This window comes from Micromonospora cremea, from assembly GCF_900143515.1.
GTDB lineage: Bacteria > Actinomycetota > Actinomycetes > Mycobacteriales > Micromonosporaceae > Micromonospora > Micromonospora cremea.
The window spans coordinates 3,826,258-3,850,372 of the sequence record NZ_FSQT01000002.1 but is presented as its reverse complement, the minus strand read 5'-3'; the positions used below and the strand labels follow the sequence as shown (position 1 = coordinate 3,850,372).

At 73.1% G+C, this 24,115-nt stretch carries 19 protein-coding genes; 5 read left to right on the top strand and 14 right to left on the bottom strand.

Annotation, left to right across the window (positions count from 1 at the left end; genetic code table 11):
* Window positions 1–62: 62 nt before the first annotated feature.
* Genes BUS84_RS31495 through BUS84_RS31485 form a run of 3 tightly spaced genes read right to left on the bottom strand, consistent with a single transcriptional unit; the run spans window position 63 to window position 4,728 of the window.
* Window positions 63–2,618: a bifunctional acetate--CoA ligase family protein/GNAT family N-acetyltransferase gene (locus BUS84_RS31495; RefSeq protein ID WP_074318052.1), complete on the bottom strand. Its 2,556-nt coding sequence runs from the start codon at window positions 2,616–2,618 to the stop codon at window positions 63–65.
* Between the two features lie 18 nt (window positions 2,619–2,636).
* Window positions 2,637–3,818 carry an acetoin utilization protein AcuC gene (locus BUS84_RS31490; protein ID WP_074318051.1) on the bottom strand — a complete coding sequence of 394 codons (1,182 nt, stop codon included), beginning with the start codon at window positions 3,816–3,818 and terminating at the stop codon, window positions 2,637–2,639.
* A gap of 49 nt (window positions 3,819–3,867) precedes the next feature.
* Window positions 3,868–4,728, bottom strand: coding sequence for a sulfurtransferase (locus BUS84_RS31485; RefSeq protein ID WP_074319243.1), 861 nt, complete (start codon window positions 4,726–4,728; stop codon window positions 3,868–3,870).
* A 165-nt stretch (window positions 4,729–4,893) separates the two neighbouring features.
* Here BUS84_RS31485 and BUS84_RS31480 point away from each other — a divergent pair, with 165 nt between their 5' ends.
* A complete protein-coding gene (locus BUS84_RS31480) occupies window positions 4,894–5,589 on the top strand; it encodes an iron-dependent transcriptional repressor DtxR (protein ID WP_074318050.1) in 696 nt (231 codons plus the stop codon).
* A gap of 31 nt (window positions 5,590–5,620) precedes the next feature.
* Here the strand turns inward: BUS84_RS31480 and BUS84_RS31475 are convergent, their stop codons facing one another.
* The 3 genes from BUS84_RS31475 to BUS84_RS31465 form a co-directional block, all read right to left on the bottom strand.
* Window positions 5,621–6,169, bottom strand: a complete 549-nt coding sequence (locus BUS84_RS31475; RefSeq protein ID WP_074318049.1) for a hypothetical protein — start codon at window positions 6,167–6,169, stop codon at window positions 5,621–5,623.
* A gap of 122 nt (window positions 6,170–6,291) precedes the next feature.
* On the bottom strand, window positions 6,292–6,546 hold the full coding sequence (locus tag BUS84_RS31470; protein WP_074318048.1) for a DUF5522 domain-containing protein: 255 nt from the start codon (window positions 6,544–6,546) through the stop codon (window positions 6,292–6,294).
* A gap of 43 nt (window positions 6,547–6,589) precedes the next feature.
* Window positions 6,590–7,579: an asparaginase gene (locus tag BUS84_RS31465; RefSeq protein ID WP_074318047.1), complete on the bottom strand. Its 990-nt coding sequence runs from the start codon at window positions 7,577–7,579 to the stop codon at window positions 6,590–6,592.
* Window positions 7,580–7,759: 180 nt separating this feature from the next.
* Here BUS84_RS31465 and BUS84_RS31460 point away from each other — a divergent pair, with 180 nt between their 5' ends.
* Window positions 7,760–9,067 (top strand): MFS transporter, encoded by a 1,308-nt coding sequence (locus BUS84_RS31460; protein WP_143728580.1) that lies wholly within the window; start codon window positions 7,760–7,762, stop codon window positions 9,065–9,067.
* A 164-nt stretch (window positions 9,068–9,231) separates the two neighbouring features.
* The gene (locus BUS84_RS31455) at window positions 9,232–10,173 is read left to right on the top strand and encodes a MerR family transcriptional regulator (RefSeq protein WP_074318046.1); all 942 of its coding nucleotides are present in this window, start codon (window positions 9,232–9,234) and stop codon (window positions 10,171–10,173) included.
* A gap of 39 nt (window positions 10,174–10,212) precedes the next feature.
* Here the strand turns inward: BUS84_RS31455 and BUS84_RS31450 are convergent, their stop codons facing one another.
* The 3 genes from BUS84_RS31450 to nrdR all read right to left on the bottom strand — a co-directional run bounded on the left by BUS84_RS31450 (window position 10,213) and on the right by nrdR (window position 14,908).
* Entirely contained in the window at window positions 10,213–11,148 is a 936-nt protein-coding gene (locus tag BUS84_RS31450) for a DUF2332 domain-containing protein (protein ID WP_074318045.1), read from the bottom strand.
* A 302-nt stretch (window positions 11,149–11,450) separates the two neighbouring features.
* A complete protein-coding gene (locus tag BUS84_RS31445) occupies window positions 11,451–14,342 on the bottom strand; it encodes a vitamin B12-dependent ribonucleotide reductase (protein WP_074319241.1) in 2,892 nt (963 codons plus the stop codon).
* 62 nt (window positions 14,343–14,404) lie between these two features.
* The gene (nrdR, locus tag BUS84_RS31440; protein ID WP_074318044.1) at window positions 14,405–14,908 is read right to left on the bottom strand and encodes a transcriptional regulator NrdR; all 504 of its coding nucleotides are present in this window, start codon (window positions 14,906–14,908) and stop codon (window positions 14,405–14,407) included.
* A 593-nt stretch (window positions 14,909–15,501) separates the two neighbouring features.
* Between nrdR and lexA the strand changes: the two genes are divergently transcribed.
* Window positions 15,502–16,287: a transcriptional repressor LexA gene (gene lexA / locus BUS84_RS31435; protein ID WP_074318043.1), complete on the top strand. Its 786-nt coding sequence runs from the start codon at window positions 15,502–15,504 to the stop codon at window positions 16,285–16,287.
* Window positions 16,288–16,380: 93 nt separating this feature from the next.
* On the opposite strand, the gene BUS84_RS31430 is transcribed toward lexA, so the two are convergent.
* Together BUS84_RS31430 and hflX are read right to left on the bottom strand one after the other, a co-directional pair.
* A complete protein-coding gene (locus BUS84_RS31430) occupies window positions 16,381–18,078 on the bottom strand; it encodes a hypothetical protein (protein ID WP_074318042.1) in 1,698 nt (565 codons plus the stop codon).
* Window positions 18,079–18,128: 50 nt separating this feature from the next.
* Complete coding sequence (gene hflX / locus BUS84_RS31425) at window positions 18,129–19,583, bottom strand: GTPase HflX (RefSeq protein ID WP_074318041.1); 1,455 nt, start codon at window positions 19,581–19,583, stop codon at window positions 18,129–18,131.
* 184 nt (window positions 19,584–19,767) lie between these two features.
* Here hflX and BUS84_RS31420 point away from each other — a divergent pair, with 184 nt between their 5' ends.
* Entirely contained in the window at window positions 19,768–21,234 is a 1,467-nt protein-coding gene (locus BUS84_RS31420) for an NAD-dependent malic enzyme (protein WP_074318040.1), read from the top strand.
* A 240-nt stretch (window positions 21,235–21,474) separates the two neighbouring features.
* On the opposite strand, the gene dapF is transcribed toward BUS84_RS31420, so the two are convergent.
* Genes dapF through BUS84_RS31405 form a run of 3 tightly spaced genes read right to left on the bottom strand, consistent with a single transcriptional unit; the run spans window position 21,475 to window position 23,979 of the window.
* Window positions 21,475–22,326 (bottom strand): diaminopimelate epimerase, encoded by an 852-nt coding sequence (gene dapF / locus BUS84_RS31415; protein WP_074318039.1) that lies wholly within the window; start codon window positions 22,324–22,326, stop codon window positions 21,475–21,477.
* A gap of 7 nt (window positions 22,327–22,333) precedes the next feature.
* Window positions 22,334–23,266, bottom strand: coding sequence for a tRNA (adenosine(37)-N6)-dimethylallyltransferase MiaA (miaA, locus tag BUS84_RS31410; RefSeq protein ID WP_074318037.1), 933 nt, complete (start codon window positions 23,264–23,266; stop codon window positions 22,334–22,336).
* On the bottom strand, window positions 23,263–23,979 hold the full coding sequence (locus BUS84_RS31405) for a class III extradiol dioxygenase subunit B-like domain-containing protein (RefSeq protein WP_074318035.1): 717 nt from the start codon (window positions 23,977–23,979) through the stop codon (window positions 23,263–23,265). Before BUS84_RS31405 ends, miaA begins: the two co-directional genes overlap by 4 nt.
* Between the last annotated feature and the right edge of the window lie 136 nt (window positions 23,980–24,115).

Below are 24,115 nucleotides of genomic sequence, written 5' to 3'. Positions count from 1 at the left end.
CCGCCGGCCGGCCGGGGTTGACAAGGGGGCCTTCTTCTACCGCAGGCGTTAAGAAGGTCCCCTTACAGGCGGCGGGGGCCGGTGTCCGGGCGGGCGGCCACGCCGCCGACCCGCACCTGCGCGTGCAGGACCGAGATGCCGTCCGGGCGGGCGAGCACCGGGTTCAGGGTCAATGAACGCACCCGGGGCTGCTCGTCGGCGAGTTGACCGACCCGCAGCAGCAGATCCGCCAGCGCCGCCCGGTCGACCGGTGCGGCGCCCCGGTGCCCGCGCAGCAGCGGCGCCGCCCGCGGCTCGTCGACCAGCTCGGCGGCGTCCCGGTCCGTCAACGGCACCGCACGCCAGGCCCGGTCGCCGAGCAGCTCGGTGGCGACGCCACCGAGACCGAAGCCCACCACCGGCCCGAACGCCGGATCCTCCACCAGCTCCACCACGCAGGCCACGCCGGGCGGAACCATCGGCTGCACCAGGACGTCCGCGCCGAAGGCCGCCGTCAGCTCGGCGTACGACCGGCGGACCGCCTGCTCGTCGGGCAGATCGAGCCGGACCGCGCCGAGGTCGAGCCGGTGCCGCAGCCCGGGTGCGGCGGCCTTGAGCGCCACCGGGAAGCCCAACCGCGCCGCCACGTCCGCCGCGCCGTCGACCGAGTCGACCGGCACCGACGCCACCACGTCGATGCCGTACGCGGCCAGCAGGGCGGTCGGGTCGGTGGCGTCGGCCCGCAACGCGCCCAGCGCGGCAGCCCGGTCGATCCGGGGCAGCTCGGGTGCCACCCCGGGCGGCCGGCGCAGCCACTCGGCGTACCGGTGCACCTGGGCGAGGGCCCGCACCGATTCCTCCACCCCGCCGTACGCCGGCACCCCGGCCGGCAGCCGGCCGACCAGGACGGTCGCCACGGTCGGCTTGCCCAACGCGAGTACGGCCGGCAGCGCTGCGGTCACGTCGGCGTCCACATCGGTCAGTTGGCCGGGCAGCGGCGGGGCGAAGACGACCACCAGGGCGTCCACCTGGTCGTCGCCGGCCGTCTCAGCCAGTGCGGTCGCGAACTCGGCAGCGCCGGCGCGCGGCCCGACGTCGCGGGGGTACCCGTCGACGACGGTGAGGCCCTGCCCGGCGCACGCGCTGGCGGCCAGGCCGGTGAGCGCCGAGGAGTTGCCGACCACGCCGACCCGACCACCGGCGGGCAGCGGCTGGTTGGCCAGCAGCACCCCCACGTCGAGCAGCTCCGGCACGGTGTCCACCCGGATCACCCCGGACTGGGCGAACAGCGCCGCCACCGCCACCTCATCCGGCCCGGCGGTGTCGCCCACCCCGACCGGGCGGGCCGGCGAGGCGAGCGCCACGACCGGTTTGGCCCGGCCGATCCGTCGGGCCAGCCGGGCGAACTTGCGCGGATTGCCGAAGGTCTCCAGGTACAGCATGATCACGTCCGTGCCGGGGTCGTCCTGCCAGTACTGGAGCAGGTCGTTGCCGGAGACGTCCGCCCGGTTGCCGGCCGAGACGAAGCTGGACAGCCCCAGGCCGCGCCGGTCAGCCTCGGCGAGCAACGCCACCCCGAACGCGCCGGACTGGCTGAAGATGCCGACCCGGCCGGCCGGCGGCAGCGCCGGGGCGAGGGTGGCGTTGAGGCGTACCGCCGGGTCGGTGTTGGCCACGCCGAGACAGTTCGGGCCGACCACCCGCATCCCGGCGGCGTGCGCCGCGCGGACCAGCGCCCGCTGCGCCGCCGCGCCCTCGGCGCCGGCCTCGGCGAAACCGGCGGAGATGACCACCAGGCCGTGCACCCCGGCGGCCGCCGCGTCGGCCACCACCACGGTCGCCGCCTCCGGCGGCACCGCCACCACCGCCAGGTCCACCGGCACCCCGGCGCCGACCGCCGACGGGTACGCGGGCAACCCCGCCACGGTCGACGCGCTCGGGTGCACCGGCACGACCGCGCCGGTGAAGCCGCCGTCGCGCAGGTGCCCGAGCACCGCCGCGCCGACGCCCTGGCCGGTCGCGCTCGCGCCGTAGACGGCGATGCCGCGCGGGGCGAGCAGCCGGGCGATCGAGCGGGCCTCGGTGCGGTGCTCCCGGCCGCGCTGCACCTCCAGGGTGGCCTCGGTGGGCGCGATCGGGAAGCTCAGGTGCACCACCCCGTCGGCGAACTCGCGCTGGACCTGGTAGCCGAAGTCGGCGAAGACCCGCAGCATCTGCCCGTTGGTTGGCAGCACCTCGGCGACGAAGCTCATGATGCCGTTGCGCCGGGCGACGTCGGCCAGGTGCTCCATCAGCACCGAGCCGATGCCCCGGCCCTGGTGGGCGTCCTCCACCACGAAGGCGACCTCCGCCTCCGGGGCCTGCGGGCCCAGCCGTTCGTAGCGGCCGACCGCGACGATCCGGTCGCCGGCCAGCACCACGAACGCCTCCCGGTCGTGGTGGTCGACCGTGACGAAGCGGATCAGATCCCGCTCGGGAATGCGCGGATACGGCGAGAAGTAGCGCAGGTAGCGGGTGCGCTCGGAGAACCGGGCGTGCATCGCCACGATGGCCGGCGCGTCATCCGGCCTGATCGGTCGCAACTGGACGGTGCTGCCGTCGCTGAGCAGCACGTCCACCGGCTGGTCCACCGTGGTCACCGGCGCGGTCCTCCCAGCTCAGTCCCGCGGATCGTGCGGGTCGAGCCCGAGCAGCGGAAAGACCGTCTTGCGGGTGGCCGCGATCGCCCGGTCCACCGCGTTCGGCTCGCCGGTCGGCTGCCACGGCTCGTACGACGGGTCCGCGTCGTCGGTCATCCGCAGCGGCACCTCGCGGCCCGGACGACGGGCGGCGGCCAGCTCCCGCCAGGCCGGCGGGGTGAGCGTGGCCGGGTCGACCGGGCCGCCGGTGGCCACGGCCAGCAGGTGGCTCCAGGCCCGGGGCACCACCTCGACGAGCGCGTACCCGCCGCCGCCGGTGGCGACCCAGCGGCCGTCGCACAGCTCGTCGGCGAGCGCCCGCAGCGCCACGTAGGTGGCCCGCTGCCCGTCCACCGTCAGGTTCAGGTCGGCGAGCGGATCCAGACGGTGCCCGTCGGCGCCGCACTGGCTGACCAGCACCTGCGGCCGGAACGCGCGCAACACCGACGGCACGATCGCGTGGAACGCCCGCTGCCAGCCGGTGTCGTCGACGCCCGGCGGCAGCGGCATGTTGACCGCGGTGCCCTGCGCGCCCGGCCCGCCCGTCTCGTCCGGGAACCCGGTGCCGGGGAAGAGCGCGAGCGGGGTCTCGTGCACGCTGACCGTGAGCACCCGAGGGTCGTCCCAGAAGATCTGTTGCACCCCGTCGCCGTGGTGCACGTCCACGTCCACGTAGGCGATCCGCTCGGCGCCCAGGTCCAGCAGGCGGGCGATGGCCACCGCCGGGTCGTTGTAGACGCAAAAGCCGGACGCCCGGGCGGGCATCGCGTGGTGCAGCCCACCGGCCACGTTCACCGCCCGCCGTGCGTCACCGCGCCAGACCGCCTCGGCGGCGGCCACCGTCGCGCCGGCGATGAGCGCGCTGGACTCGTGAATCCCGTCGAAGACCGGGTTGTCGGAGGTGCCCAGCCCGTACCCGGCGAAGAGCGGGTCGCGCGGCGCGGCGCGCACCGCGGCCAGGTAGGCCGGATCATGCACCCGGGTGAGCAGGGTGTCGTCGGCGGGCTCCGGCTTGACCAGGCGGACCCCGGGGCGGTCCAGGATGCCCAGCTCGCGGGCGAGCGCGACGGTCAGCTCCAGCCGGACCGGGTCGAGCGGATGGTCACCCATGTCGTAGGCGAGCAGCGACTCGTCCCACACCACCACCGTGTCGTCGGACATGGGCCCCATCGTCGCACGAGGACCGTCGCCGGCCCACCACACGCGCTGCTCAGCGGCCAGGTGTCGACCCGGAGGCGACCGGCCGGGTCGGGTCGGCCACCCAGTTGCTCCACGATCCGACGTAGAGCGCCGCGTCCGGTCGGCCCGCCAGGTGCAGGGCGAGAACGGCCTGCGCGGCGGTCACTCCGGAGCCGCAGTACGCCCCCACCGACCGCGCTCCGGTCACCCCGGCGGCGGCGAACCGTTCCCGCAGCACGGCGGCGGCCAGGAAGCGCCCGTCCGGGCCGACGTACTCTCCGGCGGGCAGGTTCGCCGCACCCGGGACGTGCCCGGCGACCGGATCGATCGGCTCGACCTCACCCCGGTAGCGGGGCGCGGCCCGCACATCGAGCAGCACGGCATCGTCCGCCGCCGCCAGCGCGGCGGCCCGCCCGGCGTCGAGCACCGGAAGGTCGCCGGGGCGCACCTCGACGTCGCCGGGGGCCGGGGTGGGCGCCTCGGTGGAGACGGGTCGACCGGCGGCGACCCAGGCCGGGTAGCCACCGTGCAGCAGGCGGACGGGGCGGTGCCCGGCCCAGCGCAGCGTCCACCACGCCCGGGCGGCGGCCAGCCCGTCGCCGCCGTCGTACACGACCACGGGGTGACCGGCCCGGACGCCGGCGGCCCGCAGCGCGGCCTGCAACGCGGCCGGGTCGGGCAGCGGATGCCGGCCGCCGACGCCGGGCGGCCCGCAGAGCGCGGTGTCCAGGTCGACGAAGACCGCGCCGGGCAGGTGACCGGCCAGGTAGTCGTCGCGGCCGGGCGGGCCGGTGAGCCGCCAGCGGACGTCGAGCAGGGTGGGCGGATCAGCGCGGTCGAGCTCGGCGGCGAGCCGATCAGCCTCGACCAGCGGCTCCTGGGTACCGGACATGGCGACCATCCAACACCATCCCGGTCGTCGGCTCGCGGCTCGGCAGCGGTCGATCGTCGTTCGCCGGGGTACCATCGTGCACCGGAGGGCCGCTGACGTCATGAAGTCTCACGACCTGGTCGACACGATTGAGCGCAGAAGTACCTCCGCCGGAAGGAGGCACCGATGCGCCACGATCGCCATGATCTAGTCGACACGACCGAAATGTACCTGCGCACCATCCTCGAGTTGGAGGAGGAGGGTGTGCCGCCGCTGCGCGCTCGGATCGCCGAGCGCCTGAAGCAGAGCGGTCCCACCGTGAGCCAGACCGTGGCCCGGATGGAGCGTGACGGCCTGCTCACCGTCGAGGGCGACCGGCACCTGATGCTCACCGCACAGGGCCGCGGCAGCGCCGTCTCCGTGATGCGCAAGCACCGCCTCGCCGAGCTGCTGCTGGTCAACGTCATCGGGATGCCCTACGAGGAGGCCCACGAGGAGGCCTGCCGCTGGGAGCACGTGATGAGCGACGCCGTGGAGAAGCGGGTGTACGACCTGCTCAACCGGCCGACCCGCTCGCCGTACGGCAACCCGATCCCGGGGCTGGAGGAGCTGGGCTCGCCGGAGCCGGAAACCACCGAAGCCGGCGAGGGTGAGCGCAACCTGGCCTTCCCCGGCCTCTCCGGGCCGGTCGTGGTGCGCCGGATCTGCGAGAGCGTGCAGACCAACGCCGACGTGCTGCGCCAGCTGCACGCCGCCGGTGTCGACCCGGGCGCCACGGTGACCGTGGCCCAGGAGCGCGACGGCGTGTCGATCGACCGTTCCGGAGATCGCGTCCGGCTGCCCCGCGAGGTCGCCTCCCGGGTCTTCGTCGCCGCCAACTGACCACCGCCGGCCAGGAGGGCTGGTCCCCGCGTCACAGCGCCCGGGTGTCCACCTTCTTGGCCAGTGCGATCAGGTCGCCGATCAGCTTCTCGGCCGCCGAACGCTCGACACCGCGCGCCGCCGTCCAGCTCAGCGTGGCCAGCCGCCCTTCGGTGGCCAGCCACCCCACCTCGGCGACCGGCCCGTGCCCGCTCGCCGCGGCGACGGTCCGCCGGTACGCCTGCTGCCCCAGACCGGTGACCTTCGCCGCCTTGTCGGGCACCACGTCCGCGGCGAAGGTGGCCTTGTCGATCTTGATGTCGGTCACGCTCAGCGTCAGCTCCGGCAGCGACGCGCTCTCGGCCCGGACGACGCAGGTGTACGTGTCGACCCGTTCGCTGGCGGCCGCCACGTCGAAGCGCACCTTGACCAGCTGCTCGATGACGGTGAAGTCCAGCAGGCGGCAGGCGCCGCCCGACGACGACGCCGCCACGTCCACCGCGATCGGCGCCGGCGGCGGCACCGCCACCGGCTCAGCCTCGGCGGCGCAGCCGCTCACCAGCAGCCCCGCCAGCCCGGCGACCACGATCCGCCCGCGCACGCTCCACCCTCTCGCCGACCGACGGCGGAAGGTGCCCGCCAGATGTCCGTCGGACACCGTACGGGGTGTCCGCGCCCGGCGGAAGCCCTCATTCGGCGGGTCCGCCGCGACCCGGCCGGCGCTCATCCGGCCAGCGGGTCATCCACGTATGGGCAGTGCCGGCAGCCACGTCCGCAGCAGGTGCCCCGGCGGGCCAGGAAACCGGCGCTGAGCACGAACAGTCCGGTCGCCGGGTCGAGGTAGCCAGCCTCCTCCGCGGCCAGCGCGGCCGTGTGCGCGGCGAGAATCCGGGACCGGTCGGGGTGCTCGGGCGGCAGCCGGGACGGGTGCGGCTCGGTGAGCGGCCGGTCCGCCAACGGTCGTCGCTCTCCGGTCACCGCAGCATTCTAGGGACGCCGTCCGGTGGCGCCGGCGCCCGGCTCAACCGTGCCGGGCCAGCGCGGCGGCCACCTCGTCGCGGCCGGCGCCGGCGGCGAGCAGCAGGCGCAGCAGCACCCGCGCCTTGTACGGGTCGAGCAACCCGCCGTTGAGCAGCCCGCGCCGTTGCAGGTCGGTCTCCGAGCCGACCGCCCCGTACGTGTGCCGCAGCACCGACCCGGCCCCGGATCGGGAGGTGAGCACGACCGGCATCCGGCCGGCGAGATCGCCGAGCACCGGGGCCAGGGCGGCGGGCACGTGCCCCACGCCGAAGCCGGCCACCACCAGGCCCTGGTGGGTGTCGGCCAGCCCGTCCAGCAGCAGCCCGTCATCTTCCAGCGTCACCACGTACAGGGCCACCCGGGTCGCTTCGAGCCGGTCCGGGTCGGCCGGCGGCAGCGGTTCGTGCCGCTGCGGCCGGCTCAGCACCCGCACCTCCCCCTCGATCACCTGCCCGATCGGGCCGGCGTTGGGCGCGGCGAAGGTGGCGGTGCTGGTGCTGTGTGTCTTGCGCAGCCAGCGGGCGGCGTGCACCTCGTCGTTGACGGCGACCAGCACACCCAGGTCACGGGTGGCCGGCGCGGCGGCCACCCGCAGTGCCGCGAGCAGGTTCGCCGGGCCGTCCGCGCCGGCCAGGGTGGGGTTGCGCATCGCGCCGGTGAACACCAGTGGGGCGGCGTGCGGCCAGACCAGATCGGCCAGGAACGCCGTCTCCTCCACCGTGTCGGTGCCCTGGGTGACCACCACGCCGGTCGCGCCGCCGGTCACCGCCCGGGACGCCTCCGCGACCACGTCGAGCAGGTGGCGGCCGGTGAGGTTGGCGCTGGGCACCGCGTGGGTGTCCCGCACGTCCACGGGTACGCCCAGCTCGGCGAGGCCGGGCACGGCGGCGGTGAGGTCCGCGCCGGTGAGCCGGGTGACCACGCCCGGGCGGCTGGCGTCGACGCCGCCCATCGCGATCGTGCCGCCGAGGGTGATCAGGGCGATGGACACTGGTGGACCTCCGTTCCGCCGCCGGGGCGCCGGCGGCCCTGGGACCGTACCCGCCCCGCGGAGCGGCCCGGCGACCCGGCCGGGCGGCGCGAAAAGCGGTGTCGTGTGCGATCGCGGCCCCGATAGGGTCCCCGGGCCGCCGTCCGGTGGCACGCGTGACCGCACAGACAGGCTGTGACCGTGACCCAGCAGATGACCCAGGCTCCGGCGGGCGCGACGGGGCCCGACCCGTCGCTGTGGCGCAGCAGGAACTTCCTGCTGCTCTGGGGTGGTCAGACGGTCAGCGAGCTGGGCACCCGGATCGCCAACGTGGCGGTGCCGCTGCTCGCCGCCGACACCCTGAACGCCAGCGTCTTCCAGGTCTCCCTGCTGACCGTCCTGGCCTGGCTGCCGTACCTGCTCTTCTCGCTGCCGGCGGGCATCGTCGCCGACCGGCTCGACCAGCGGCGGCTGATGATCGCGTGTGACCTGGGGCGGGCCGCGCTCATGCTGTCGCTGCCGGTGGCCGCCCTGGTCGGCCAGCTCACTCTGCCCTTCCTGTACGTGGTGGTCGGGCTCGGCGGGGTGCTGACCGTGATGTTCACCGTGTCGTACAAGAGCATGCTGCCCCGGCTGGTGCCGGCGGACCTGCTGGTGGACGGCAACGCCAAGCTCACCATCAGTGAGGACGCCGCCGAACTCGTCGGCCCGACGGTCAGTGGCGCGCTCATCGGGCTGGTCGGCGCCGCCCGGACGTTCCTGGCCAACGGGTTCGCCTTCCTGGTCAGCGCGCTGACGCTGATCCTGATCCGGGAGGCGCCGGTACGTCGTGAGCCGGCGCCCCGGGTGCCGCTGCGGGTGGAGCTGACCGACGGACTCGGTTTCATCCGGCGGCAGCCGATCCTGGTCAGCATCCTGGCCTGCACCACTTGGTCGAACTTCTGGGTGATGGCGTCCGCCTCGATCGAGGTGACGTTCCTGGTCCGCGAGCTGCACGCCGCCCCGGTGCAGGTGGGGCTGGTCTTCTCGGTCAGCGCGGTCGGCGGGCTGGTGGTGGGGGTGCTGGCTGCCCGCCTGTCGGCCTGGCTCGGCTCGGCCCGGGTGATCTGGGTGGCGATGACCGCGCCGGGCCCGTTCTACCTGCTCATGCCACTGGCGCAGCCCGGTTGGGGGTTGCTGCTCTACGGGGTCGGGCTGGCCGCGTTCTCGGCCAACGCGGTGCTGTTCAACGTGGCGGCGATGTCGTACCGGCAGCGCATCACCCCGCCGGCGATCCTCGGTCGGGTCAACGCGGCGTTCCTCTGGATCTGCTTCGGGGTGATCCCGCTCGGCGCGCTGACCGGCGGCGCGCTCGGCACCGCGCTGGGACTGCGCGGCGCCCTCTGGGTGTGCGTGCTGGGCACCTGGGCCGCGTGCCTGTTCGTGGTCTGCTCCCCGCTGCGTCGGATGCGAAACATGCCGCCGGGCCTGGCCGCCGGGGACGGCACCCACAGGGCCGGCGGGAGCTGAGAGGGTGTGTTCAGGCGCCGAGCTGGTCGTGCAGCCGGGCGCGGGACACTACCCGTGGCTCGACGACGCCGACCGGTTCACCGCGAGGCTCGCGGCGTTCCTCGGCTGACCATCGGCACCAGCCGCTTGAGTCTCCACCGGGGGGAGACAGCATGGTGAGGGACATGAACGGCGAAACGCGTTACACGATCGGCGAACTGGCCCGGCGGACCGGCCTGAGCGTCAAGACCATCCGGTACTACGCGGACCGGGGGATCGTGCCACCCACCGACCGGAGTCCGGCCGGCTACCGCCGCTACGGCCCGGACGCGGTCGCCCGACTGGAGCTGGTCCGGACGCTGCGCGACCTCGGCGTGGACCTCGCCGCCATCCGGCGGGTGGTGGACCGCGAGGTGCCGTTGGCAGAGGTGGCCGCCGCGCACGCCGAGGCGTTGGCGGTGCAGATCCGCGTGCTGCGGCTGCGCCAAGCGGTGCTCACCGAGGCCGCCCGGCGCGGCGGAGGCGCCGAGCAGATGGAACTGCTGCACAGGCTCGCCCGGCTCTCCGGACAGGAGCGTCACCGGCTCGTCACCGACTTCCTCGACGCCGTATTCGACGGTGCGGCCACCGCACCGGCGTACCCGGGGATCATGCGGTCGCTGACCCCGGAGCTGCCCGACGATCCCCGCACCGAGCAGGTGCAGGCGTGGGTGGAGCTGGCCGAGCTGGCCCAGGACCCGGACTTCCGGGCCAGCATGCGACGGCTGGTGCGGGAGTACGCCGCCGACCACGACGTCCCGGGGCTACCGCGCCCGGACGCCGTCGCGGTGGTTCGGGACGCGGTGGCCCCCGCCCTGGCTGCCGGCCTGGACCCGGCCGGGCCCGAGGCCGACCCGGTGATCAGGGCCGTCACCACCCGCTACGCGGGCCTCAGCGCCAGCCCCGACGACGCCGACCTGCGCCGGCGGTTGCTGGACCGGCTGGACACCGCGAACGATCCCCGCCGGGACCGGTACCTCGACCTGCTCGCCGTGATCAACGGCTGGTCGACCGGTGGCGCGGTGGCACCGGCGCTGGACTGGTTCAGCCGTGCCCTGCGCGCCCGAATGCCGTCGCCGGCCTGCTGAACCGTCGGCGACCGCCGACGGTCGGGTCGGCTGACGGCGTCAGGCGAACCAGGTGATGGCTTGGCCGTGCCCCCGGGTCCAGGCCAGTGGCCTGCCGTCAAGCGCCAGGACGTTGTGCAGCCCCTCCTCCGGCGGCTCCGGCAGCCCCTCGTGCGGCAGCACCTCCGGGGCCTCGTTGGCGACCCAGTGCGCGGGCAGCCCATCGACCAGCCGGACGAACGCCTCCCGGCGCGGCACGGGCACCTGGTAGAGCACGGAGGTGTGGAACACCACGAGGGTCGCGCCGGCCGGTGCCCGCGCGGCCAGCGCCGGCAGGTCGTCCACCAGGTCGCCGCGGATCAGCAGTGGCGGATCGGCCGCGGCGATCGCCGTCGCGGCCCGCAGCCGGGCCCGCCGGTGCTCGTGCTCCGGCCAGATCAGCGCGTCCAACCAGGACACGTCACCGGGGTCGGTCACGTCGAGGGGGTTGAGGTCCAGGCCGGCCCGCCACACCACCTCCGGTACGCGTGCCGGCGGCGCCAACCCCGTGGCCGCGCACTCCAGGACCGGCTCCCCGGAGCCGACCCGGTGCTCGCCGTACCGGTAGGCGTACCGGTCGGGATAGAGGCAGAGCCCGGCGGACGCGCCGACCTCCAGCAGGGCGAGCGGCTGCGGCAGCGCGGCGAGCACCGGCAGCAGGACCGCACACCGGCCGGCCTCGTTGGTCTGGGTGGCCCGAGCCCGCACCTGCGCCTCGATGGTCGTCCAGTTCGTCAGGGTGTAGTCGTGAAACGCGGCCGGGTCCTCGACCGGGCCGCCGAGCCACCGGACGACGCCGAACAACAGGTTCGGCTGCCGCTTGGCCGGCGGAAGCCCGTCGAGCAGGGCGAGCAGCTCGTCGTCGCGGGACACCGCCCGGGACAGCCGCTCGTACGCGGGCGAGACCCCGCGCACCTCGCGGCCGGCGAACCTGGCATACGCCTCGGCGGTCGTCATGCCCTGATCGTCGCAGCCATCTCCCGCCTCGGCGAACGTAGGTTCCGCTCGAACTAAGGCCTCCCTGTTCGCCCGGCCCTGACCTGGCCAACTCGCGGTTCCGCCGCTCGCCGCGCCTTTCTCTCCAGGCTGGGGTCGATGGCACCCGCCACGGTGAGCGGTATACCGCACAGTCATAGATATGCCTGTGAGGTATACCGGCCAACGAGCACATGTCCTCCGCGCGAGTCCGCGACGACCTGGAAACGGCGCTGCCCCGCCCTCCGATCAGGAGGCCGGGGCAGGGCCGCTTCTGTCGTATGTCAGCTGCAGCCGCTGGTGGAGCCGCAGCCCTCGCAGACGTAGCAGCTACCGGCCGGGCGCATCTTCGTGCCGCAGGTGAAGCAGAGCGGCGCGTCGGCGGCCTTGCCGATCACGGCCTCCAGCAGTTCGGTGCTGGAGCCCACGTTCGGGGCCGGCTTGGCGGCGGCCACCTCGGCCATCTCCTGCGCCGGCTGCGCGACGGCCTCCGGCTTGGCCGGGGCCTCCACCGGCGCCGAGGACGCCATCGCGGTGAGCTCCGCACCGGTCACCGCGGCACTCTCCGCGTCGGCCTCGGCCCGCAGCTGCGCGGCCCGCTCCGAAGCGGTGAAGATGCCCAGCTCGGCGCGGCGCTCGTACGGCAGGAAGTCCAGCGCCAGGCGACGGAAGATGTAGTCCATCACCGAGGCCGCCATGCGCACGTCCGGGTCGTCGGTCATCCCAGCCGGCTCGAAGCGCATGTTGGTGAACTTGCTGACGAACGTCTCCAGCGGCACGCCGTACTGCAGGCCGATGCTGATGGCCACCGAGAAGGCGTCCATCACCCCGGCCAGGGTGGAGCCCTGCTTGGACATCTTGAGGAAGACCTCGCCGAGGCCGTCGTCCGGGTAGGACGACGCGGTGAGGTAGCCCTCGGCACCGCCGACGGAGAAGGAGACCGTCTCGGACGGGCGCTTCTTCGGCAGACGCTTGCGCACCGGCCGGTACTCGACGACCTTCTCGACGACCGGCGCGGCCGTGGCGGCCTCGACGGCCGCCGGCGAGGTGGCCTTGTTGGACTTGGCCACCGAGAGCGGCTGGCCGACCTTGCAGTTGTCCCGGTAGATCGCCAGCGCCTTGAGGCCGAGCTTCCAGCCCTCGAAGTAGATCTTCTCGACGTCCTCGACGGTGGCCGCCTCCGGCATGTTGACCGTCTTGGAGATGGCGCCGGAGACGAACGGCTGGATGGCCGCCATCATCCGCACGTGGCCCATCGGGGCGATCGACCGCTCCCCCATCGCGCAGTCGAAGACCGCGTAGTGCTCCGGCTTGAGGCCGGGAGCGTCCACCACGTGGCCGTGGTCGGCGATGTGCTCGACGATCGCCTCGACCTGCTCCTCGGGGTAGCCGAGGCTGCGCAGGGCACGCGGCACCGTCTGGTTGACGATCTGCATCGAGCCGCCGCCGACCAGCTTCTTGAACTTGACCAGCGCCAGGTCCGGCTCCACGCCGGTCGTGTCGCAGTCCATCATGAAGCCGATGGTGCCGGTCGGGGCGAGGACGCTGGCCTGCGAGTTGCGCCAGCCGAACTTGTCGCCGATCTTGTTGCCCTGGGTCCACTGCTTGGTCGCCTCGCGGACGATCGCGGTGGCCACCGGGCTGGTGGGCTTGATCTCGTCGTTGGCCGCCGCGTGCTTGCGCATGACCCGCTTGTGCGGCTCGGCGTTGCGGGCGTAGCCGTCGTACGCGCCGACGACACCGGCCAGCTCGGCCGAGCGGCGGTAGGCGGTACCCGTCATCAGGGACGTGATCGCCGCGGCGACCGAGCGGCCCTGCTCCGAGTCGTACGGCAGGCCGGTGGCCATCAGCAGGGCGCCGAGGTTGGCGTAGCCGATGCCGAGCTGCCGGTAGGCGCGGGAGGTCTCACCGATCTTCTCCGTCGGGAAGTCGGCGAAGCAGATCGAGATGTCCATCGCGGTGATGACGAACTCGACCGACCTGACGAACTTCTCCACGTCGAAGCCGCCGTCGGCCTTGAGGAACTTCATCAGGTTGAGCGAGGCCAGGTTGCACGAGGAATTGTCCAGGTGCAGGTACTCCGAGCACGGGTTCGACGCGGTGATCCGGCCGGTCTCCGGGCAGGTGTGCCAGTCGTTGATGGTGTCGTCGTACTGCAGGCCCGGGTCGGCGCACTCCCAGGCGGCCTGGGAGATCGAACGGAACAGCTTCTTCGCCTCGACCGTCTCGATGGTCGCCCCATCGAGCCGACCCCGCAGGTCGAAACCGCCGTCGTTCTCCACCGCCGTCATGAACTCGTCGGAGACCCGGACCGAGTTGTTGGCATTCTGGTACTGCACGCTGACGATGTCGGAGCCGCCCAGGTCCATGTCGAACCCGGCGTCCCGCAGCGCGCGGATCTTGTCCTCCTCGCGCGCCTTGGTGACCACGAACTCCTGGATGTCCGGGTGGTCGACGTCGAGGATGACCATCTTGGCCGCCCGCCGGGTGGCGCCGCCGGACTTGATGGTGCCGGCCGAGGCGTCCGCGCCGCGCATGAAGCTGACCGGACCGGAGGCGTTGCCTCCGGAGGAGAGCAGCTCGCGGGACGAACGGATGCGGGACAGGTTGACCCCGGAGCCGGAGCCGCCCTTGAAGATCAGCCCCTCCTCCTTGTACCAGTCGAGGATCGAGTCCATCGAGTCGTCGACGGACAGGATGAAGCAGGCGCTGACCTGCTGCGGCGACGGCGTGCCGACGTTGAACCAGACCGGCGAGTTGAAGCTGAACACCTGGTGCAGCAGCATCCAGGTCAGCTCGTGCCCGAAGATCTCGGCGTCGGCCGGGCTGGCGAAGTAGCCGTACTCCTCACCGGCGGTGCGGTAGGTGCTGACCACCCGGTCGATCAGCTGCCGGAGCGACCACTCCCGCTCCGGGGTCCCCACCGCGCCCCGGAAGTACTTGGTGGTCACGATGTTCGCCGCGTTGACGCTCCACGACTGCGGGAACTCCACCCCGCGCTGCTCGAAGTTGATCGAGCCGTCCCGCCAGTTCGTCATCACGACGTCGCGGCGCTCCCAGGTGACCTCGTCGTACGGGTGAACCCCCTCGGTCGTCCACACCCGCTCGATCTTCAGCCCGGCGCTCGCGCTGGCCTTGCTCCGTGACCTGCTTGTCGTCACACCATCCCCCGACATCTCATCCGCCCCCTCGTCCACGCGGCCACCCGCCGCGCTTCCACCTGTCAGCAACACACATTTCAGTTGGTACGGCCGGCGGTCCCCGCCGCCCCGGCCTGACCCGCGCCCTCCCGGGCGCGGGCGGCGGCCCGCAATGTCTCGATCTCCTGCTCGAAGTCGGCGAGCGAGTCGAAGGACCGGTAGACGCTGGCGAACCGCAGGTACGCCACCTCGTCCAGGTCCCGCAGAGGGCCCAGGATCGCCAGCCCCACGTCATGGCTGGGGATCTCGGCCGCGCCCTTGGCCCGGACGGTCTCCTCGACCTTCTGGGCCAGCAGCGCGATCGAGTCCTCGTCGACGGGCCGGCCCTGGCACGCCTTGCGCACCCCGCCGATGATCTTCGTACGGCTGAACGGCTCGGTCACCCCGCTGCGCTTGACGACCGCGAGGACCGCCTCCTCGACGGTGGTGAACCGCTTGCCGCACTCCGGGCAGGACCGTCGCCGCCGGATGAGCTGACCGTCGTCGGCCTCCCGCGAGTCGACCACCCGGGAGTCGGCGTGCCGGCAGTACGGACACCGCATCGCCTACCTCCTAATCATGATCAACCACGGCCGGGCCGGGGCACTCCCGGGCACGGCTCGCCACGACGGTGCCATCCGGAGATGACGCCCGCCGTGGTGGACGTTACGGGAGTGCGGTCGGTAGTCGGACCCAACCTGTAGGCAACTTACGCCCGTGTCACTACTACATCTAGGGGTTGACCGTATGTCGCTGGCGAACCCGGGTCAAGTTGGCGGGCGTGTCCGGCGCGTCACGGACCATCCGGTCATCCGCACCCACCGCTCCGCCGGAAGACCCAACGCCGGACCCCCGCCGCGGTTACCGGCCAGCGGGCCCAAGCAGCCCGGAAAACGGCCGAGGATCGAACACGCGTGCTATCCGACGTACCATTTATCAGAACATCCGTACGACAGGAGTGGTTTTTCACCCCGACACGCCGGTGAGAGGTCGTACAGATGTTTGAAAATGACCGATCTCACCTATACGGTCAGGAACAACCGGGCGCGATGGATCTTCACCGCACCCGGCGACGCACCACCCCCAGCACCGTCGTGGCACCACCGCACGCACCACGAGCCGACGAGGCACCCAGCGCCGACCAGGGAGGACGGACGTGACCGAGGACCGGGCCAGCCGGCCGAAGAGCCCGCAGCAGATCACCGAGGCGGGCCCGCCGGCCACCCGACGCCGCAGCGCCGCGCGCAGCCGGACGGGCCAGCCCGCCGTGCGCCCGGTCACCCCGGTGGTCAGCACCTTCCCCGACCCGGCGACGGTCGACCTGACCGCCCGCCAGCGCCGCATCCTGGAGTTCATCCGCAACTGGGTGGAGCGACACGGCTACCCGCCGAGCGTCCGGGAGATCGGCGAGGCGGTCGGCCTGGTGTCGCCGTCCAGCGTCGCCTACCAGCTCAAGGAGCTGGAAAAGAAGGGCTTCCTGCGCCGCGACCCCAACCGGCCGCGCGCGGTGGACGTCCGGGCCCCCAGCGAGGCCATCGACGACGAGCTGTCCCGCGCGCAGCGGCCGACCCCGGCATACGTGCCGATGCTCGGCCGGATCGCCGCCGGTGGGCCGATCCTCGCCGAGCAGGCGGTGGAGGACATCTTCCCCCTCCCCCGCGAGCTGGTGGGCGAGGGCGAGGTCTTCATGCTCCAGGTCAAGGGCGACTCGATGCTCGACGCGGCCATCTGCGACGGCGACTGGGTGGTCGTCCGGCAGCAGCCCACCGCCGACTCGGGCGAGATCGTGGCCGCCATGCTCGATGGCGAGGCGACCGTCAAGACCTACCGGCGGCGCGACGGGCACGTCTGGCTGATGCCGCAGAACCCAGCCTTCGACCCGATCCCCGGTGACGACGCCACCATCATGGGTCGGGTCGTGGCGGTCCTGCGCCGGATCTGACCGGTCCGCGGGTGAGTGCCCACGGCACTCACCCGCACCCGCCCAGCGCCGATGCAATCGTTCGAGGCGCGTCAGGGCACGGGCCGGGATGCGTCAGTAGCGGTCGCCCCGGTGGCCGCGACCGCCCCCGGGATACTGCCCGTACGGGTCCACGGGCGCGTCCTCGTCACGCCGACGACCGGGCCGCTGGCCCCGGTAGTCCGGCTCCGGCCCACCACGCCGCGGCGGCTCCGCCCGACCGCCGCCCGGCTGACCACCGCCGCCGGGCTGGCCACCGCCGCCGTACACGCCACCGCCGGGACGACCACCGCCTGGAGGACGACCACCGCCACCCGCCGGCCGGCCACCGCCACCCGCCGGAGGACGGCCCCCGCCGTAGACGCCACCGCCGGCCGCGCCGCCGCCCGCCGGGGCAGGACCGTAGCCACCCTCGCCGGCCGCCGGACGGCCACCGCCGTACACCCCGCCGCCCGCCGGGGCGGGACCACCACGGCCCGCGCCGCCGCCGTACGCCCCACCGCCGGCCCCGTAGACCGCCCCACCGGCCGGTGCGCCGCCACCGTAGACCCCACCGGCACGGTCACCGGCCGGGAATCCGTCGTCGGCAGGGCCACCACGCGGGCCGAGGGGCTCGCCGTCCGGGTCCGACCGGTCGGACTCATCAGCGGCCGGCGGCCGGCGGCGCGCCCGGACGATGCCGATGATGCCGGCGCCGACCAGCAGCAGGCCGATCACCCCGACCGCGCCGACCAGGTAGGTGATGTCGTCCAAGCTCAGCCCGTCGAACCACGACTGCGAGGCGGCCGACTTGGGTGCACCGGCATCGTCCGCCAGCGGTTGCGCCGTCTGGGTGGACGGCGTGTAGCTGAGGATGTCCACCGGGTCGTCCGCACTGAACTGGCCGCCGTCGGAGACGGTAAGGAAGGTCTTACCGTCCGGGGTGTAGCTGATGGCCTCGCCGAACGGGTCCGTGAGCGGCGTCACCCGGGGCTTGCCGGTGGTGAGCGCGCCGACGATGTCCCCGCCGGCCACGTCGAACTCGAAGGCGTCCGCGTAGGTGCGCAGGACCACCCGGGTGCCGTCCGGCGAGCGCGCCGCGCCCGTGATCGCGACCCGGCCGAACGTGTTGAGCGGGTTTTCCGTCTGCGTCTTGGGCAGTTCGATGTCGCCGACCTTGCGCATCGGCACCGGATCGGTGTCGCCGTTCTTCAGCGCCGCCGCCGGGGTGAAGATCTCGGCCTTTCCGCTGGTCACCTTGGTGATGATCAGCGGCTTGCCGTCGTTGCCGATGAGCAGCGCCTCGGCGTCGTGCGGCTTGCCCTCCGGATAGGAGATCCGGTGCAGCACCGGCTGCTTGGAGCCGGTGACCGGCATCGACCAGAGCGCGACCCGCTTACGGCGTTCCTTGGAGGTGGCGTTGTCGCCGGTGTCCGCGATCCAGAGGGTCGAGCCGTTCGGGGAGAGAGCGAGGTCCTCGGTGTCGAACGGGCCCTGCCCCGAGTACTGGACCGGGTTCTTGGAGATCTTGCACTTGCTGTCGAGGAAGAAGACCCGCTTGCGTGCCGCGACGTCGGTGCCGTCGTTGATCACGATGTAGCCGCTCTTGGTCGCGACCAGGCCCGACAGCTCCCGCAGCCGCTCGTCGGCGACCGTGCATCGCTTCTTGCCGGGAGTGAGGGCAGGCGCATCGGAGGATGCGGGGGCGGGAGCGGCGACAGCGACTCCGGCGAGCGCCACGGTTGCCCCGAGCAGGCCGAGGGCAACCGTGACCGAGGAAACAACGCGGCGCATTCGGCCAGTGTCGCATGCCGCGCGTTTCCGGGGGATGACGCCGGGGCCGCTCAGCGCCGGCTGCCGGCCGCCTGACTTTGCCGCTCGACGTCGAACGGCGCCAACTCGGCGGCGAGCGCCTCGCCGACCCGGACGTGCAGCAGGGTGCCTTCCGGCAGGTGCGACGTGCTGAGCACCTCGCCGGTGCGGTGCACCCGTGCCACCAGGTCGCCCCGGTCGTACGGCAGGACGGCCCGGACCTCCACGGCAGGCCGGGGAAGCCGCTCCTCGATCGCCTCGCGCAGCCCGTCGACGCCCCGCCCGGTGTGCGCGGAAACGAAGATCGCGTCCGGCCAGAGCCGCTTGAGCCGCAGCAGCGTGTCCTCGTCGGCCGTGTCGGTCTTGTTGACCACCAGCAGCTCGGGGAGCCGGTCCGCGCCGACCTCGGCGAGCACCTCGTGGACGGCCCGCACCTGCTCCTCCGGATCCGGGTGGGTGCCGTCGACGACGTGCACCACCAGATCCGCCTCGGCGACCTCCTCCAGCGTCGAGCGGAACGCCTCGACGATCTGGTGCGGCAGGTGCCGGACGAAGCCGACCGTGTCCGAGAGGGTGTAGATGCGCCCGTCGGCGGCGGTGGCCTTACGGGTGGTCGGGTCCAACGTCGCGAAGAGCGCGTTCTCCACCAGCACACCCGCGCCGGTCAGCCGGTTGAGCAAGCTGGACTTGCCGGCGTTGGTGTAGCCGGCGATGGCCACCGCGGGGACGGCGTTACGGGAACGCCGGGCGCGCTTGGTCACGCGTACCGTCTTCATGCTCTTGATCTCGCGGCGCAGCCGGGAGATGCGGTGACGGATGCGCCGCCGGTCGGTCTCCAGCTTGGTCTCACCGGGACCACGCACACCCACGCCGCCGCCGGCGCCGCCGCCGCGACCGCTACCACCGGTCTGCCGGGAGAGCGTCTCGCCCCAACCGCGCAGCCGGGGCAGGAGGTATTCCAGCTGGGCCAGCTCGACCTGCGCCTTACCCTCCTTGCTCTTGGCGTGCTGGGCGAAGATGTCGAGGATCAACGCCGTCCGGTCGACCACCTTGACCTTGGTGCGCTGCTCCAGGTTGCGCAGCTGGGACGGGGACAACTCACCGTCACAGATCACCGTGTCCGCGCCGGTGGAGAGCACCACCGCGCCGAGGTCGTCGACCTTGCCCCGGCCGATGTAGGTGGCCGGGTCGGGCCGCGTACGGCGCTGGATCAGCCCTTCGAGCACCTGCGAGCCGGCGGTCTCGGCGAGCGCGGCCAGCTCGGTCAGGGAATTCTCCGCGTCGGTCACCGTGCCCTCGGTCCAGACGCCCACCAGGACGACCCGCTCCAGCCGCAGCTGTCGGTATTCGACCTCGGTGACGTCGGTGAGCTCGGTGGAGAGGCCCGGTACGCGTCGTAGCGACTGCCGCTCCGACAGCTCCATCTCGCCGGTGGTGACGTCGTCGAGCTCGTCCTCGACGGCGACAAAGCTCTCCTGGTCTCGCAAGCGGTTCTCCTGTCCGTTTTGATAAGTAGAACGTAATCCTGACATGACGCAACGCCGAACGCACCTGCTATATGCCCGTGCCGAAGGTCGCCAAAAGCGGGGGCGAATGCCGGTCGACCTCGACAACCCGGTAGAAATGCTGGGCGGCGGCCGAGCGGCCGCACAGCCGTGACGGAGGGACCCCGTGGCCATCACCCGACTGCCGAGCGCCGGATTCTCGATCACCATCCGGATCGCCGTGACCGCGGACGCCTCCTCGATCGGCCGGCTCACCACCTCGGTCGGCGAAGCCGGGGCGATCGTCACAGCGCTGGACGTGGTGGACTCCGACCCGACCAACGTGATCGTCGACCTGACCTGCGACACCGCCGACGCCGGCCATGCCGACCAGGTGGTCGACGCGCTGACCGCGCTGGAGGGCGTGGACGTGCGCAAGGTGTCGGACCGGACGTTCCTGCTGCACCTGGGCGGCAAGATCGAGGTGACCTCGAAGGTCGCGCTGCGCAACCGGGACGAGCTGTCCCGGGCGTACACCCCCGGGGTGGCCCGGGTCTGCATGGCGATCGCCGAGAACCCGGCGGACGCCCGCCGGCTGACCATCAAGCGCAACACCGTCGCGGTGGTCAGCGACGGCTCGGCGGTGCTCGGCCTGGGCAACCTGGGCCCGGCCGCGTCGCTGCCGGTGATGGAGGGCAAGGCGGCGCTGTTCAAGCGCTTCGGCGGGGTGGACGCCTGGCCGGTGGTCCTGGACACCCAGGACACCGACGAGATCGTGGCCATCGTCAAGGCGATCGCGCCGGCGTACGGCGGGATCAACCTGGAGGACATCGCCGCGCCGCGCTGCTTCGAGATCGAGGCCCGGCTGCGTGAGCTGCTGGACATCCCTGTCTTCCACGACGATCAGCACGGCACCGCGATCTGCGTGCTGGCCGCGCTGACCAACGCGCTGCGGGTGGTGGGCAAGCAGCTCGCGGACGTCCGGGTGGTGGTCTCCGGTGCCGGCGCGGCCGGCACGGCGATCATGAAGCTGCTGCTGCGTCAAGGCGTCGGCGACATCATCGCGTACGACCGGGAGGGCGCCCTGCACCGTGGGCTGACCGGGCTCAACTCGGCGTGGCAGTGGCTGGCGGACAACACCAACAAGGACAACTACGCCGGCGACCTGCCGGGCGCGATCCGGGGCGCGGACGTCTTCATCGGGGTCAGCGCGCCGAACCTGCTCACCGGCGACGACATCGCCCAGATGGCCAAGGACTCGATCGTCTTCGCGCTGGCCAACCCGGACCCGGAGGTCGACCCGCGGGAGGCGCGCAAGCACGCCGCCGTGGTCGCCACCGGCCGCTCGGACCAGCCGAACCAGATCAACAACGTGCTCGCCTTCCCCGGAGTGTTCCGCGGCATGCTGGACGCGCACGCCGAGGAGTTCACCGAGGAGATGGCGATCGCCGCCGCCCGGGCCATCGCGGACGTGGTCGGCGAGGAGAAGATCAACCCGACGGTGATCGTGCCCAGCGTCTTCGACCCCCGGGTCGCCCCGGCCGTCGCGGCCGCCGTGCGCGCCGCCGCCCACAACCCCAGCCCGCTGCCGGCCGCCGACCCGGGCCCCGCCGACCTGCCTGAGATCGCCGCCAACGCCAGCGCCACCCCCTGACGGACTGATTGACGCGAAGCCGGGCCGGCGCGAGCTGGTATGGCCGTGAGCGGGGGAACCGACCACGAACCGGTCGTCTCCCCCGCTCTGCTCTGCTTCAACCACCGCAACGGTCGGTGTCCGATTATCGGACGTCAGCCGTTGCGTGGAGTGAAGCAGAGCAAGGCTGTGCGGTGACCGACCGCAGTCGGGCGCGACGCACGGGCGACAGCAGAGCAGACGGGCCAGCGCCGCCCGACGTCAGGCGGACACGGGCAGCCCGGCGAGGTCGACCTCTCCGGTCGCCACCAGGACGGCCGGGCCGGACAGCCAGCAGGAATCGTCGGTCACGGTGACCGTGAGGCGGCCACCGGGGACGTCGACGGCGACCCTGCCGGTGTCCCGGGCCGCGTCGCGCAAAGCCACCGCGGCCACCGCGCAGGCGCCGGTGCCGCAGGAGAGAGTTTCCGCGCTGCCACGCTCGTACACCCGCATCAGGGTGTGCGCATCGGTGCCGTCGATCGGCTCGCCCGCCACAATGAACTCCACGTTCACCCCGGTCGGAAAGAGCGCCGGGTCGAATCCGGGCGCGGTGGTGAGGTCCAGCGCGGACAGCTCCAGGCTGGCCGGCAGGACGCAGACCAGGTGGGGGTTGCCGAGGTCCACGGCGGTGCCCGGCAGGGTCAACCCACCGAGCGTGGCGGTCGAGCCGGCGTGCAGCCGGGGGCGGCGCATCTCGACGGCGATGGCCTGCCCCTCGACCCGCGCGCGCACGACGCCGGCCCTCGTGGCCACCGGCAGCGCCGCGCCGGCCGGCGTGGCCAACCCGGCGTCGATCAGGTAGCGGACGAAGACCCGGGCGCCGTTGCCGCACATCTCGGCCAACGAGCCGTCGGAGTTCCAGTAGTCCATGAACCACTCGGCCTCACCGGCCTGCCCGGCACCCTCCGGATGCTTGGCCGCGCGGACCACTCGCAGCACCCCGTCCGCGCCGACGCCCCGCCGCCGGTCGCAGAGCGCCGCGACCAGCTCCGGGGTCAGGTCGAGCTGACCGTCCGGGTCGGGGAGAAGGACGAAGTCGTTGCCGGTGCCATGGCCCTTGGTGAACTCCACGCCCCCATCATCGCGCAGGGGCGGGCACCAGGCGCAGGGCAGCCTCGATCACGTCCGGCGCAGCCGAATCCAGCCAGTGGATCCGCGGATCCCGCCGGAACCAGGACCGTTGCCGGCGGACGAACCGCCGGGTGGCCCGGACCGTCTCGTCGTGCGCCTGCGTCTCGGTCAGCTCACCGGCGAAGAACCGCAGCACCTGCTGGTAGCCGAGCGCCCGGCTGGCCGTCCGCCCCTCGGGCAGCCCCCGCCCGACCAGCTCGCGGGTCTCGGCCAGCAGCCCGTCGGCCCACATCCGATCGACCCGCAGCGCGATCCGCTCGTCCAGCAGCCCGGTGTCCAGATCGACCCCGAGCTGCACCGACGGGTAGTACGGCGTCGGCTCGGGCAACGACGCCGCGAACGGGGCGCCGGTGAGCTCGATCACCTCCAGGGCCCGCACGATCCGCCGGCCGTTGCCGGGCAGGATCCCCTCGGCGGCGGCCGGGTCGGCAGCGCGCAGCCGCGCGTACAGCGGCGCCGGGCCGACCTCGGCCAGCTCCCGTTCCAGCCGCTCGCGCAGCGCCGGGTCGGTGCCGGGGAAGTCGAAGCGCTCCAGCACCGCCCGCACGTACAGCCCTGAGCCGCCGACCAGCAGCGGCACCCGCCCCCGGGACAGGATGTCGTCCACCGCCGCGCGGGCCAGACGCTGGTACTCCGCGACGCTGGCCGGCTCGGTGACCTCCCAGATGTCCAGCAGGTGGTGCGGCACCCCGTCCCGCTCGGCGGGGGTCAGCTTGGCGGTGCCGATGTCCATGCCCCGGTAGAGCTGCATCGAGTCGGCGTTGACCACCTCACCGTCCAGGGCGTGCGCCAACGCGATGCTCAACGCCGACTTGCCCGCCGCGGTCGGGCCGACCACCGCGACGACCGTGCCGACCGGGCTGCCCCCGTCGCCGCTCACGCCGGTGCCCAGGACGCCACGAAGTAGGCGACGCCGTAGGGGGCCGACTCGTGCAGCAGCTCACCGCGCCAACCGCCGCCGGTCGACCAGGCCGCGCCGGCGAGCACCTGCCAGGGCGCCCGACCGGCGGCCTTCAGCTCCGCCGACACGACCGGATCGAGGTCGAGCAGGACGTCCAGGTCCGCCTCGGCCAGGGCCGAAGCGACCCGCTGGTCGTACGGGCGGGCGCGCGGATCGTCGTACCCCGGGGACTTCTCCCCCCGACAGGCCGACCCGTCCCCGAGCACCAGCAGCGCCACCCGGGCACCCACAGCACCGACCTCGTCGGCGAGCGCGGCCAGCTCGCCCGGACCGGCGTCGGCGGCCACCTGCACGGGGATCACCGGCAGTCGTACCGCGTGCCGGGCCAGCAGCCACGCACCGATGGTCAGGCTCAACGGCAGCACCGCGCCCCGGTCCGGCTGATCGGGGGTGAGCGGCACGTCCAGGTCGACGCCCCAGGGCTGCAGGGAGCCGGTGGCCGGAGGCGGGATGGCGCCGGTCACCGGCCCGGCGCCGAGCAGCACCACGGTGGCCGGGTCGGCGGCCAACAGCCCGCGTACGGCGGTGTCGCAGGCCGCCCGCAGATCGTCCAGCTCGGGCGCGGCGGCGCCGGCCACCTCGGGCACGAGCAGGGGCGGATGCGGGCAGACTGCGGCGGCGACCAGTGGCACCCGTTCACCGTAGCCGGAATCCCCGGTGCGTCTCCGCGCTGATCCGGTCAATCGGGCCCTAGGACACCGTATGGTCACGGTCGGCGATAGGCGCTCGACGCGGACCGGGTCGGACCTGTGACAATGCCGGAAGCAA

Coding starts and splice junctions, on each gene's coding strand:
- BUS84_RS31490 (WP_074318051.1), bottom strand. CDS start 3,818: ATGTCCGACGACACGGTGGTGGTGTGGGACGAGTCGCTGCTCGCCTAC.
- BUS84_RS31485 (WP_074319243.1), bottom strand. CDS start 4,728: ATGTCCGGTACCCAGGAGCCGCTGGTCGAGGCTGATCGGCTCGCCGCC.
- BUS84_RS31480 (WP_074318050.1), top strand. CDS start 4,894: ATGCGCCACGATCGCCATGATCTAGTCGACACGACCGAAATGTACCTG.
- BUS84_RS31455 (WP_074318046.1), top strand. CDS start 9,232: ATGAACGGCGAAACGCGTTACACGATCGGCGAACTGGCCCGGCGGACC.
- BUS84_RS31450 (WP_074318045.1), bottom strand. CDS start 11,148: ATGACGACCGCCGAGGCGTATGCCAGGTTCGCCGGCCGCGAGGTGCGC.
- BUS84_RS31445 (WP_074319241.1), bottom strand. CDS start 14,342: ATGTCGGGGGATGGTGTGACGACAAGCAGGTCACGGAGCAAGGCCAGC.
- nrdR (WP_074318044.1), bottom strand. CDS start 14,908: ATGCGGTGTCCGTACTGCCGGCACGCCGACTCCCGGGTGGTCGACTCG.
- BUS84_RS31430 (WP_074318042.1), bottom strand. CDS start 18,078: ATGCGCCGCGTTGTTTCCTCGGTCACGGTTGCCCTCGGCCTGCTCGGG.